Origin of the sequence: Bacillus sp. CGMCC 1.60114, from assembly GCF_042676365.1 — a bacterium.
Lineage (GTDB): Bacteria > Bacillota > Bacilli > Bacillales > Bacillaceae_G > Bacillus_A > Bacillus_A rhizoplanae_A.
Genome location: NZ_JBHTHG010000107.1, coordinates 107,710 through 120,659, shown reverse-complemented (window position 1 = coordinate 120,659; position 12,950 = coordinate 107,710). Strand labels below are relative to the sequence as shown.

The following is a 12,950-nucleotide window of genomic DNA, read 5'->3' as shown; positions in this document are numbered from 1 at the left end:
ACCGAAATTCATCCCCACCTTACCACTAGGCTACTGCCTGTTACACGCTTGAAGATGGAGACTTCTTTCGGAAATACGTTAAAATAGAACAACATGTGTGGTCATGAGAAGAGGGAGTAGTTTTTATGAAAAAATAGAATATGTAACGATGAATGGAAATCGTTCTAATGGAATGGTGTATATGTGAAGGTTGAAATAATATATTAATAGTTTAGTTACTAGAAATAAATAGTAAAGGGATGAATCTATTGAAAACAGTTAAAGTTTCTCATTACGATGCATTTAGCAATAAACCAAATAAGGGAAATCCAGCAGGAGTTGTTTTACATGCTGACAAACTAACAGATGATGAGATGCAAAATATCGCTTATAAAGTTGGATTTAATGAGACCGCGTTTTTAATGAAGTCCAATGTGGCAGACTGGAGAATCCGTTACTTTACACCAGGATATGAAATGGATCTTTGTGGTCATGGAACTGTAGCTGCTGTTTACGCATTACAAACTAGAGGTTTAATAGAAAAGACAGGGAAATTCACAATTGAAACGAAAGCAGGAGTTTTACCAATACAAATAGGGATGGATTTAAAAAACAGACCATACATAACGATGAAGCAAGCAAATCCACAGTTTCAAAAATTTCATGGCTCAAGAGAAGAATTAGCGGCTTCCATAGGTTTGCATGAGAATGAGTTAGAAGAAAACTTACCAATTGTATATGGAAGTACAGGGAATTGGACTTTATTAGTTCCAGTGAAAAAGCTTGCATCGTTTAAAAAGATGAAACCTAACAACAAGTTATTTCCATCTATCTTAAAAGAAATACCTCGAGCTTCGATTCACCCTTTCTGTTTAGAAACATACGACTCAAATGCTCACATGCATGCACGTCATTTTTCATCAGCATATGCTGGTACAATAGAAGATCCAGTAACTGGTACAGCTTCCGGGGTTATGGGAGCATATTACGTTACCTTTATTGATGATGAATTTAAAGATAGAAGAGAGTTTTTAGTAGAGCAGGGTCATGAAATAGGGAAAGATGGACGGGTGAGAGTAGTAGTGAGAAAAGAACATAATGATACTTTCGGAGTTGAAATTTCGGGAAGTGCGGTGTATGTGGATGGGTTTGAAATTACTTTATAAAAAGTGAATCATTTGATTTAAAAGAATGGAGGAATTCTGATTTTGAATGCATTATTAGGAATTTCAGAAATTGATGAAAACAAAGTTAAGATAAACTACAGAGAAGCTGTCAGAGCTATTATTATTCAAGACAATAAGATTCTTCTCGTTCATTCGAACATTGGAGATTATAAATTCCCTGGTGGTGGAGTCGAAAAGAATGAAAGCCATGCAGAAGGGCTAATGCGAGAGGTGGCAGAAGAAACGGGCTACCATAACTGTGAAATTAGAAATAAAATGGGTGTGGTCATTGAAAGGTATATAGATGAATATGATAAAAACGCTATATTTCAAATGACTTCACATTATTATTTTTGTGAAGTGAACGGTGAGAAAACTGCTCAAAAATTAGATGACTACGAGTTTGAACAAGAATTTACACCCCGATGGGTGAGGCTTGGAGATGCGATTAATCAAAATCAAAAAATTGTTAACCAATGTGAGCAGAATAGATGGATACATCGAGAAAATTTTGTTTTAAAGGAACTGAAAAAAGCTTATGAATTAAGTGAGTAAAATCCGTTTTTATTTATATAAAAGAAAGTGAGAGTGAAAAATTTGAATATTAGAGCAGCAAGTGAATTAGATTATCCGGCTTTAAGGATGATATATTTAGAATCACGTCGTAAAAGTTTCCATTGGGCGGATATAGAAAAAATGACTCTAGAAGATTTTGATAAGGATACTGTAGAAGAATATATTATTTTAGTAGAAGAAAATAATCATATTCTTGGTTTTGCTTCTTTATACTTGCCAGAAAACTTTATACATAATCTATTTGTTCATCCTGATTATTCCGGTAAGGGTGTTGGTGGAGAATTGCTTAGTGCCTCCATAGAAAAAATGAATAAACCATTAAGATTGAAGTGCGTATCTGAGAATAAAAAAGCAATGAAATTCTATGAAAATAAAGGTTGGAAGAAAGTTGTTGAAGAAGGAGAACCAAGGGAAAGATATTGGGTTATGGTATATGAATGAAATATATAATGAAGAGCCTGTTTGATTAGGCTCTTTTTTGTCACACTAAGCTAACTAGGTGCGTTAGTTACAGAAGAAATATAAAAAGTAATTCAATTTATTTATAAAAAATAGAGTTATAACGAAAAGGAAAGAATTCGTTTTAAATAACTTTTGTTCAGAATGGATTCTTTTAATCAAACTTTATTTCAACGTTAAATTAAGAACCTTTGTTTATGTTATAAAGAATACTAGCTATTAGTAACGCCACCTTTCTCTTCATCTAAAAAGGAAAAGAAGGGCAAGAGCATACCGAATAAAGCAGGAATGAGAATAAAGCTACCAATCATGATATACAAAAGACGGATTCCAGAGACTTCTACAATTTGTCCCGCAAATAAAATACCTAAAGGCATAGTAGCTCGAATTAGAAAGAGACGAACAGAAAACACTTGTCCCATAAGGTGAGAAGGAACGGTCTTTTGAAGGAGACTTGTTTGGTGAATATTGAAAAATGGAAAACAAATACCTCCTAGAAATTCGCACAAAAGGGCAAAGGGAAAGGATGTTACAAAGCCAAGTAAGAAAAAGGATAGTCCGCCCATGAATAGACCTGAAAGCATGAAATATCTAAGCGACCACTTATTTCTCCATTTACCTACTAAGAAAGAACCGACCACATACCCTAAAGGAAAACTTCCCATAAAAAGGCCGTATGAAAAAGATGCTCCTTTGAATTCTTCTATTATATAAGGAACATTGATTACCATCGTTACCCCGACGCTAAATTGGACTAAAGAAGTAAAGAATCCAAGCCATATAAGTGGACGTTGTTTGAAAAAGTATTGATATCCGGCAATGATTTGTTTTAACCAAGTAGCCTTTTTACTATCGTGTATAACCGAAGGCTCATGGAGATAAGAAAGGCTACCGGCACTTATAAGAAATAAAATTCCTACCACTATGTAAGTAGACACAGTTCCGATGTAAGCTATTATGAGTCCTCCTAATGTAGGAGCTAAGAAACTCATTGTACGCATTGTGCCATCAATCCAGGAATTGGCTTGTGTTAATTTATCATGTTGTACAATTGTAGGAAGGAGGGCCGATGCGGCTGGAACATAAAGAGGCTGCAGAATCCCAAGTACCACTTGAATGACAAACAAACTCCATATCTCAATCTGCCCGAAGAACATAAGAAGAGCGGGTAAGAGGAACACAATTCCTCTTAAAATTTGAGAACACAGCATAATATATTTACGGCTTGTCCGGTCGATGAAAGGACCGATAAAGAGTTGAAGAATTAAAGACGGGATAAAATACGTTAACCAAAGCGTCCCCATTGCCGATTTTGATCCAGTTAGTTCGTACAATAATAACGAATTACATAAAGCACCTATCGCTCCTCCAAGTTCAGAAACGGTTTCGCCGAGCCATAAACATAAAAAAGAACGATTTGAAAACGCATGTTGATTTTTCTCCATCTCTTTACTCCTTTCCTAGAAAGCGATGTAATTTTTCTTGGAGAGAAGTTAAGTGGTCAAGCTGTATATAATACCGAGAACCTTTGCCGTTAATGATGCGTGCTGCTCGAAGTAAAGACAAATGATGATGAAGAGTCGTTTTTGGAATTTTGAGTTGCTCGGTTAGCTCTTGAAGTGAGTGATCTCTTTCTGTTAGCAACTTTATAATTTTTAATCGCGTTTCATCTCCAAGTGCTTTATAACTATGAACTAATGTAGAAGGCGGAGTATAAGGATCTTCTACTAAACTCACGTTATCGTCTGAAATGGGATAATAAAACACTTTAATCCCTGGTAAAGTCGTTTCTACATTCCAAGGCCGGTACACATACTGCGGGATAAGTATAACTTGATGAATAGAAGGCTCGGGTTGATACGTACTACCTGTTATATATTTGACAAGCTCTTCTGGATGATACGTTGATTGAAGCACACGTTTTTGCTGGGCATCACGTTCAAGCATGTTATTGAACTCTATGAAATTAGGTTGTATCACTGTTTCATACCAACCTTTAGAGATGATTTTTAAGTGTTGTTTAAGCAAGGAAGTATTAATAGATGAAATATGTTTAATGTATGCTGGAAAGAACTTATGATGTTGGCAAGCTTTTATAAGGGAAGTAATAGCTGTATGGTCTTGCTGGGATGCTTTTCGGCGATTATCTTCATGCTGCAATCCGATATAAGGTAGAGAGTGCCAACGTAATTCCTCTTCAGTTAGTTCGTCAAGAAAATGAAAAAAGCTTTCAAGAGAATCAAAAGAACGGGAGTGAAGTAGCTGTAACAAAGCGAACCATGTATTGTGTTTATACGTGTATTGTAGTTCTTCTTGAACGGTAGCGGGTAATTTTTTCTCAATGTCCTTCCAATACTCTATCGGCTTTTCAAAAGTATGGTGAAAATCGTAATACGTAAAAGCCGCAATACCTAATCCTATTTCGAATAAAATCGAATGTTTAATTTGTACAGAATACGTTTCTCTTGTCACATTTAAGTTCATTACTTTCATTGTTCATCCTCCTTTTTTGTTTTATTCTACATTTTCAGAATTTTATTTTCAATATTTTTCGAATAATTTAGTGAAATACGTAGAACATGAGATTTAAAGGAAGGATTTTCAAGAATAATAAAGAATCTGTATATGGTTAAAATACATTGAAAGTATAAGGATGAGGGAATTATGCATATACAACAATTCAAACAATATATTGAAGAAATATTTGGAGAACATTTACATAAGTACGGAGATCAGTTTGGTATAACAAACGTAAGCAATGAACATTTTCATAAAATAGGTTATGCAACAAATTTAACGCTCGAAACAATTGAAGAAGCGAAGAAAGAAAATGTAGATATGATGATTACACACCACGCTGCATGGGAGTTTCTATACGGAATGGAAGAAGCTTGTCTAACTAAACTGAAAGAATATAACATCAATCATTTTTGGGTACATTCACCGTTAGATTTTGTTGAATTCGGAACTTGTACTTCGTTATTTCATACAATTGAAATTGATGAAATGATAACATATTCTTCTTGTGACGATGAAGAATTACCGGGAGTTGGTGAATTTACAAATCCAATTTCATTTTCCGAGCTGGTAGAAAAAGTAGAGAATAAACTGGGTGAAAAGGTGAAGGCGTGGAAAAATAATGATAAGGAAGTAAAACGAGTTGGTATTTTAACAGGAGCAGGACATTCAACTGATCATATTCAAGCTGCGTTAAACAGTGACTGCGATACATACATCACAGGAGAAAAGACGTTATATACAGTTCAGTATGCACAGTTTAAAAATATTAATCTTATCGTAGGTAGTCATACATTTACAGAAATATTTGGTGTGGAAAGTTTCGTAAAAAGGCTGCAGGAGTTGGATAACTCTATGGAGATTATTCAATTGTATGAAGGGCATATAGAGTAATAGATTAATATATTTTTGTATAAAATCACCAAAAAAGGCTTAAACCTTGAAGAATAAGGTGCAAGCCTCTTTATTTGCTATAGATATTTCTTATATGAACTAGATTTGTATGGAATATACATGTCACTTTCTGCATCTATAACACAATAAAATGGGGGAAGGAGATAAATGGATTGAAAATTAAAACATATACGTTTAATGCCTTCACTAAAGATGAAAAAGGTGGGAATCCAGCAGGGGTTGTTTTAGACACAAAGGGTCTTACAACAGAAGCTATGCAAGCTATTGCAAACAAACTAAATTTCTCCGAAACCGCCTTTGTCTATTCTTCTGCAAGTTCAGATTATGAGATTAGATACTTTACACCTAATGAAGAAGTTGCCATATGTGGACATGCTACAATCGCTACTTTCTCCTTATTAGCTCAAATTAGAGCGATAACGAAAAATATATATACAATAAAGACAAAAGCGGGAATACTAAGTGTACATATGCATAGCAATAAAATGATATCTTTACAACAAACTCTTCCTGATTTTCTTGAAATACTTCCCTGCGAAGAGATTACTAAATCTTTAAATTTAGATAAAGAAAAACTAATACCTGATATGCCTATTCAAATTGTATCTACAGGCTTACGCGATATTATTATACCTGTAAGAAGACTTTCAGACCTACTAAAGATGACTCCTGATATGAAAAGAATTACTGAAATAAGTAAAAAACATAATGTAACTGGCTATCATGTATTTACACTGGAAACACTACATAATTCCACAGCTCATTGTAGAAACTTTGCACCTTTGTTTGATATTCCAGAAGAAAGTGCTACCGGTACATCAAATGCCGCACTAGCATGTTATTTAATACGGCAAAATAACAATTTTAAAAAACATAGTACCTTTACCTTTGAGCAAGGGTATGTAATGGATAAACCTTCAGAGGTTGTTGTAAATGTATCTACTAATCTTGGTAATATTATAGATGTTCAAGTAGGAGGCTTTGCTTCTCATTTTCAAGAACAATATATTTCTATTAACAGAAATAAAGGGGGAGAGAATTGAATAAATATAGTTTACTCTTATTCGATTTGGACGATACACTTCTTGATTCCACTTGGTTTAATGTTGGGCTAATTAAGACTCTTGAAATGCATCCTATAACAAGAAATCTTGATGCATCAGTATTCCTTGAGAAAAAATTACATGTCCCAAAATCCTTATTGGAGCGTTTTAAGAATCGTAAACTAACTCCAGCGGAATTTAGAAGGGCTAGGTGGAAGCATGCTTTTTCTCATTTTAACGTGTTACCTGATGTAGAACTTATTGATGAGCTTGATGCACTTTTTTTAAAAACAGGTATGGCTTGTATTGGTATAAATAATTCAATTATAAGCTTGTTACTTCCATGCTGAGCAACTAGGCTATAGAAAGCCAGATCCAGAAATTTATACGGTGGCATTGGAACACTTTGGTAAAAAGCCGGAGGAAACTCTTTTCATTGGTGATTCTTGGACTCATGACGTAGTTGGACCAATAAAAGCTGGGATGGACGCCATTTGGGTTAATGCAAAGAACCTTTCCAAAACTACTACACATATTCCAATTGCAATCGTATCAGATGTCACAGAAATACGGCATATATTGTTCAACAATAACTAATGTAACGGAATTTAAAATTAATCAATTTAACTGATAATGAGACTTATGTAAAGATAGAAGGTGTGATTTTATGTTTTTTCTTCAAATGTCAGGTTTTCCGGGCTCGGGTAAGTCAACTTTGTCTAACATGTGAAATCTTTGAATCCCAGGGTGCCACTATTTATTTTGTGGAATTAGAAGCCGATATGAACGAGAGGCTGGAACGAAATAAAAGTCCGCATCGACTTGAGCATAAACCTACCAAAAGAAACGTTGATTGGTCGGAGAATGAACTAAGGGAATCAATGGAAAAATACAGATTGAACTCCCATAAAGGTGAAATTGAAAATGAGAACTATATAAAAATTAATAATACAAATTTGAGTGCTGCAGAAGTAGCTGAAATAGTGTCAAAAAGGTTTGAATTATAAAATCACGTGAATGATCTTCAATTATCGGGCGCTTTAATTGAGTAAGATTCACAAAAATTATCAAACTTTTTTATAAAAGGATGATTTAATAAAATATATTAAGAGCGTGTTTTGATCAATCTTTTTTCAAAACACGCTCTTTCTTTTTGCTTGTTTATCAAGGTTATTAGTATTAATTTGATCAATCCTTATTCTAAAGCTACACATAAAGCCAAATTTTCAAATAGGGTGTTTTTGCACATCCCGCGAAATAGGGGAATAACACTCTAACATGTTTCTGAAAATTAATTGATTGTAGTATATTTTTTAATATTTATGAATTTTCCCCTAAGGAGAAACTGTACATGTATCAATATTTATACAGTTTTATTAAAATATGCTTACTAAACAATCTGGCTCTTTAATGGAATACCTGTTGGATTAGAATAAAGTTTGATTATTTTTCTATTCCTATGGTTGAACAAACGCGCCGTTAGAGCGAAAAAGGTCGCTTAATTACAAGCTCCTTTAGACGAATTTACTAACTCAATCAATTCCTTTAAAAGAATAATCTCTTACCACCTTACAAATCTACACGTTTATTGGCTGTACCACGTTTCTTTTCCATTTTGTTGTGCTACTTGATGAGTCGTATTAGCTTTCCATTTTTGAATTGCTTCTAAGGATTCCCAATAAGAAATTGTAATACTATACTCTTCGTATCTCTTACGCTCTCAATCCTAATAAATCCAGGTTGTGTTTTTACTAGTTCTACCAAGTTGTCTGACATACTTTCATATCTTTCTGAATTGTGTCTTTATTAAGAATCGAAAACCATGAGTGATTTCAATAGCAGCTGTCTCCATGGGAGGAAAGACTTCAATAACGATGTGGGAAACTAAGACATCAATGTTGTAGTCATTATTTTTAGGGAAAAACAGTCTAGAGTTCCCTTTTTTGTAGGGAGCTCGAGCATTCAACCCACTGATAAAGGGAAACCCAAAGGGCATACTAAGATTATATTTAAATTGGGAGGATATAAATTTGAGTACAATAGAAAATGCATTATCTATCTTCGCCTTAGGCGGCTTGAATGAAATCGGGAAAAATATGTATGCAATTGAATATTCAAACGATATCGTGATTATCGACTGTGGCAATAAGTTTCCAGATGAAAGTTTATTAGGAATTGATTTGATTATCCCTGATATAGCTTATTTAGTAGAAAATAAAGATAAAGTCAGGGCTTTAATTGTCACACATGGACATGAAGATCATATCGGGGGGATCCCGTTCTTCTTAAAAAAATTGAATGTACCTGTTTATGCCACACGCTTCACACTAGGATTAATTGAAATCAAATTAAAAGAACATAAACTTCTAGGAGAAAGTGAACTTATTGAAATCAACTCAAACTCAAACTTGACAATCGGAGAAATAAGTGTAAGTTTTTTCAAAGTGACCCATAGTATTCCTGATTGCTTGGGAATAGTCTTTCACACACCAGAGGGTAATATTGTACATACGGGGGACTTCAAGTTCGATTTAACCCCTGCGAATAATGAGAATTCGGATATTCATAAAATGGCTGCAATCGGCAAAGAAGGGGTCTTGCTTCTATTATCTGAGAGTACCAATGCAGAGCGTCCTGGTTTGACCCCATCGGAACAAATGGTAGGTGAACATGTGGAAGCAGCTTTCATGAAAGCCGAACGCAAAGTTATTCTTTCTACCTTTGCTTCAAATATTAGTCGCGTTCAGCAAGTCGTGAATGCAGCGCAAAAAACAAATCGAAAACTTGCGTTGCTTGGACGAAGTATGGTTAATGTTATAGCGGTTGCTATGGAACGTGGTTATTTAACAGTTCCAGATGGAATGTTAATTGACCCACATGAAATCAATGAAATGGCTCCTGAAAGGGTGGCCATTTTATGCACGGGGAGTCAAGGAGAACCATTGGCTGCTCTTGCTCGCCTGTCCACTGGAAACTTTCGCGGTGTCGACATTTTACCTGAAGATACGGTTATCTTTGCAGCAGGTCCAATACCCGGGAATGAACGAAATATTACGAGTATCGTAGACAACTTATTTGCACTTGGAGCCAAAGTGATTTATGGATCAGGAAGTACATCCGGAATGCATGTTTCTGGCCATGGTTATCAAGAAGATTTAAAACTAATGCTTACATTAATGAAACCAAAATATTTTATTCCCATTCACGGTGAATTTAGAATGCTACACCATCACCGTTTATTAGGTGAATCTGTTGGAGTAGAGCAAGGAAACACGTTTATCATCAATAATGGCGATGTTGTCGATATTGAACATACCATTGCCCGTCAGACCCGGAAAATACCAGTGGGGAATACCTACGTAGACGGGGGGGATGTCGATAATATTGGGGAAATTGTGTTACGAGACCGCAAACAACTTTCGGAGGATGGGATGCTCATGATTGTTTTAACTATGAGCAAAGCGGAAGGTAAACTGATTTCTGAACCCGATACCATTTCTCGTGGATTTGTGGATAGAGATTTCTCAGAACTCCGAAGAGACGTTAATCGCCTTACTATAAAAACTGTTAACGAGCTACAAGAAGCAAATAGAAACCGATGGAATGTAATGAAAAAACAAATAAAAAAATCAATACGACAATATGTATATACACATACTAAGAAAAGACCAATGATTGTTCCTATACTTATTGAAATTTAATAGGGGAGAAGTTTTAAAAAAATGAATTAATTGATCTTCAACAATCGGGCGCTATTGTTGAATAAAACTTAGATTTTTAAACGACTTTATTATTATATTTTTTAGTGTAGTGAAATATCTTACTTTAAAAATTAAACAACTATATTTTTAACCCCGTCCTAAATTTGGAACGGGGTTATGCTTGTTTGAGCTTTTAAAATTAAATAACTTTATTATCATTTTACATTTAGAAAATAAATCCCTTGAAAGTGTCGCGATGCAGTTTGAATTTTTACAAAAAGCATATCCGGATGAGGACGCTGATCGGTTAATTAAAGAGCTTCCTAAAAAAGAAGCTGCAAAAGAACAATTCACAAAGCTGATGGAAGCTTATAAAAAAGGAGATGTACAGAAGGAATTCAAAAAGCAAAGTAATGAAAAGATCGATGAATATTTAGTGAAAGCAAGAAATACGATGTGGGTACCGCAGCTTGAAGCGTTTATAATAAGTGGAGATGTTCATTTTGTTGCTGTTGGTGCAGGACATTTAGAAGGGGAAAATGGTGTATTAACTTTGCTGAAAAAGAAAGGTTATACAATTACAAATAATTTATAGTACATCATATACACGAAAACGTGAGTAAGCTGTAATGATTTTTGGGCTTTCTCACGTTTTCCTTTATGTTATAAACTTCTATTTTGAATTTCGTGCTGAATATTTGCAAAGAATTCGTCAAATGGTGCAGCTTTAGATTGTTGTTCTCCAAATTTTCGAATATTTACTTCGTTACGCTCAGCTTCTTGATCGCCAACAACAAGGGCATATGGGATTTTTTGAACTTGTGCTTCTCGCATTTTATAACCGAGTTTTTCATTGCGAAGATCAAGTTCTACTCGTACACCAGCATCTTTTAACCTTTCTTCTATTTCTTTTGCGTATTTTTCATGAACCTCAACTGATACAGGGATAATTTTTGCTTGTACGGGAGCTAACCATGTTGGGAATGCTCCAGCAAAGTGTTCGATTAAGATTCCGAAGAATCGGTCAAGTGAACCGAATACAGCACGGTGAATCACAACAGGACGTTGTTTTTCATTTTTCTCATTAATGTAGCTTAAATTGAATTTTTCCGGCATTTGGAAGTCGAGCTGTACAGTTGCACATTGATGACTTCTGTTTAAAGCATCTTTAATGTGGAAGTCAATCTTCGGACCGTAAAATGCTCCGTCACCTTCATTGATTTTATAACGGAAATTTAGTTGTTCTAGTACATTTTGCAGGGAACCTTCCGCCTTGTTCCATAACTCGTCATCTCCCATTGAATTTTCCGGTCTTGTAGAGAGCTCAACTTCATATTGAAAATCGAATGTACGATATACGTAATCGATTAAATCAATTACTTCTTTTATTTCATTTTCAATTTGTTCAGGTGTTACAAAAATATGTGCATCATCCTGACAGAATGTACGAACTCTGAGAAGCCCATTTAGAGCACCGCTAAATTCATGGCGATGGACTTGGCCGAATTCAGCTATTCGAACTGGTAAATCACGATAAGAGTGCAGTTTATTTCTAAACATCAGCATATGGCCAGGGCAATTCATCGGCTTTAAGGCAAATTTTCCTTGATCAACTTCTGTGAAATACATATTCTCTTTATAATGGTCCCAATGACCAGAGTTTTCCCATAATTTTTGATTCATGATAAAAGGAGTACGGACTTCTTGATAATTACGCTTTTGTTGAATCCCTCTTAAAAAGGCTTCCATTTCATTTCGTATGATTTGTCCTTTCGGTAAATAAAATGGCATTCCTGGAGCTTCTTCAGAGAACATAAACAATTCTAATTCATTGCCTAATTTACGATGGTTTCGTTTTGCAGCTTCTTCTAAAAAGATTACATACTCATCTAGTTCCTTTTTAGAAGGGAAGGCAACTCCATATATTCTTTGAAGGACTTGATTATTACTGTCACCGCGCCAATATGCCCCTGAAACGTTTGTTAATTTAAAAGCTTTCATAAAGCCAGTAGACGGTAAATGTGGTCCGCGGCATAAGTCGAGAAATTCACCTTGTTTGTAAAGAGTTATATTTTGATCAGCAGGAATATCTTGTAATAACTCTAGTTTTAAATGATCACCGAGCTCTTCAAATATTTGCTTTGCTTCATCGCGGCTTACTTCGATTCGTTGAATTTCTAAATTTTCATCAATAATTTTTTGCATTTCTTGTTCAATATGAACTAACTGTTCAACCGCAATACTATTTGGAAGATCCATATCATAATAAAATCCATTTTCAATAACAGGACCAACTCCTAAGTTGATGTGACCATGTATTCTTTTGACAGCTTGTGCTAATATATGGGCTGCAGTATGTCGCAGTACGTCTAAGCCTTCTTTTGATTCTAAAGTTAAAATCTCAATTTCTGCATTTTCCTGTATGCCTCTGCGTAAATCAAATAGTTGATGATTCACTTTACCTGCAATAGCTTTCTTTTTTAGCCCAGGGCTAATAGATTCTGCAATTGCTTCTAATGTAATTCCTTTCACGTACTCCTGTTCACGACCATTTGGAAAACGAATTTGAATCATTTTTTCACTCATCATTATCA

The 12,950-nt window shown here is 34.8% G+C and carries 12 protein-coding genes and 1 pseudogene; 10 read left to right on the top strand and 3 right to left on the bottom strand.

The window, feature by feature from the left end; genetic code table 11:
* The first annotated feature begins 248 nt into the window (after nucleotides 1-248).
* The 3 genes from ACFQZ1_RS15665 to ACFQZ1_RS15655 are packed head-to-tail and all read left to right on the top strand — an operon-like array spanning nucleotide 249 to nucleotide 2,162.
* Nucleotides 249-1,145, top strand: a complete 897-nt coding sequence (locus ACFQZ1_RS15665; RefSeq protein ID WP_377883115.1) for a PhzF family phenazine biosynthesis protein — start codon at nucleotides 249-251, stop codon at nucleotides 1,143-1,145.
* A 42-nt stretch (nucleotides 1,146-1,187) separates the two neighbouring features.
* Nucleotides 1,188-1,700 (top strand): NUDIX hydrolase, encoded by a 513-nt coding sequence (locus tag ACFQZ1_RS15660; RefSeq protein WP_377883114.1) that lies wholly within the window; start codon nucleotides 1,188-1,190, stop codon nucleotides 1,698-1,700.
* Nucleotides 1,701-1,742: 42 nt separating this feature from the next.
* Complete coding sequence (locus ACFQZ1_RS15655) at nucleotides 1,743-2,162, top strand: GNAT family N-acetyltransferase (protein WP_377883113.1); 420 nt, start codon at nucleotides 1,743-1,745, stop codon at nucleotides 2,160-2,162.
* A 230-nt stretch (nucleotides 2,163-2,392) separates the two neighbouring features.
* Here ACFQZ1_RS15655 and ACFQZ1_RS15650 read toward each other — a convergent pair whose 3' ends face one another.
* Both ACFQZ1_RS15650 and ACFQZ1_RS15645 read right to left on the bottom strand, forming a co-directional pair.
* Nucleotides 2,393-3,625: an MFS transporter gene (locus tag ACFQZ1_RS15650; RefSeq protein WP_377883112.1), complete on the bottom strand. Its 1,233-nt coding sequence runs from the start codon at nucleotides 3,623-3,625 to the stop codon at nucleotides 2,393-2,395.
* A gap of 4 nt (nucleotides 3,626-3,629) precedes the next feature.
* The gene (locus ACFQZ1_RS15645; protein ID WP_377883111.1) at nucleotides 3,630-4,673 is read right to left on the bottom strand and encodes an ArsR/SmtB family transcription factor; all 1,044 of its coding nucleotides are present in this window, start codon (nucleotides 4,671-4,673) and stop codon (nucleotides 3,630-3,632) included.
* Nucleotides 4,674-4,844: 171 nt separating this feature from the next.
* Here ACFQZ1_RS15645 and ACFQZ1_RS15640 point away from each other — a divergent pair, with 171 nt between their 5' ends.
* From ACFQZ1_RS15640 to ACFQZ1_RS15610, 7 genes and pseudogenes are all read left to right on the top strand, one after another.
* Complete coding sequence (locus ACFQZ1_RS15640) at nucleotides 4,845-5,591, top strand: Nif3-like dinuclear metal center hexameric protein (RefSeq protein WP_377883110.1); 747 nt, start codon at nucleotides 4,845-4,847, stop codon at nucleotides 5,589-5,591.
* A 173-nt stretch (nucleotides 5,592-5,764) separates the two neighbouring features.
* A complete protein-coding gene (locus ACFQZ1_RS15635; protein ID WP_377883109.1) occupies nucleotides 5,765-6,655 on the top strand; it encodes a PhzF family phenazine biosynthesis protein in 891 nt (296 codons plus the stop codon).
* On the top strand, nucleotides 6,652-7,005 hold the full coding sequence (locus tag ACFQZ1_RS15630) for a hypothetical protein (RefSeq protein WP_377883108.1): 354 nt from the start codon (nucleotides 6,652-6,654) through the stop codon (nucleotides 7,003-7,005). Before ACFQZ1_RS15635 ends, ACFQZ1_RS15630 begins: the two co-directional genes overlap by 4 nt.
* A gap of 40 nt (nucleotides 7,006-7,045) precedes the next feature.
* Complete coding sequence (locus ACFQZ1_RS15625; protein ID WP_377883107.1) at nucleotides 7,046-7,252, top strand: HAD family hydrolase; 207 nt, start codon at nucleotides 7,046-7,048, stop codon at nucleotides 7,250-7,252.
* Between the two features lie 134 nt (nucleotides 7,253-7,386).
* Nucleotides 7,387-7,662: pseudogene (locus tag ACFQZ1_RS15620) on the top strand (shikimate kinase); the annotation flags it as partial.
* A 1,023-nt stretch (nucleotides 7,663-8,685) separates the two neighbouring features.
* On the top strand, nucleotides 8,686-10,356 hold the full coding sequence (locus tag ACFQZ1_RS15615; RefSeq protein ID WP_377883106.1) for a ribonuclease J: 1,671 nt from the start codon (nucleotides 8,686-8,688) through the stop codon (nucleotides 10,354-10,356).
* A 181-nt stretch (nucleotides 10,357-10,537) separates the two neighbouring features.
* Nucleotides 10,538-10,951, top strand: a complete 414-nt coding sequence (locus ACFQZ1_RS15610; RefSeq protein WP_377883105.1) for a TraB/GumN family protein — start codon at nucleotides 10,538-10,540, stop codon at nucleotides 10,949-10,951.
* Between the two features lie 68 nt (nucleotides 10,952-11,019).
* Here ACFQZ1_RS15610 and thrS read toward each other — a convergent pair whose 3' ends face one another.
* Nucleotides 11,020-12,942 (bottom strand): threonine--tRNA ligase, encoded by a 1,923-nt coding sequence (thrS, locus tag ACFQZ1_RS15605; RefSeq protein ID WP_377883272.1) that lies wholly within the window; start codon nucleotides 12,940-12,942, stop codon nucleotides 11,020-11,022.
* Nucleotides 12,943-12,950 lie beyond the last annotated feature (8 nt).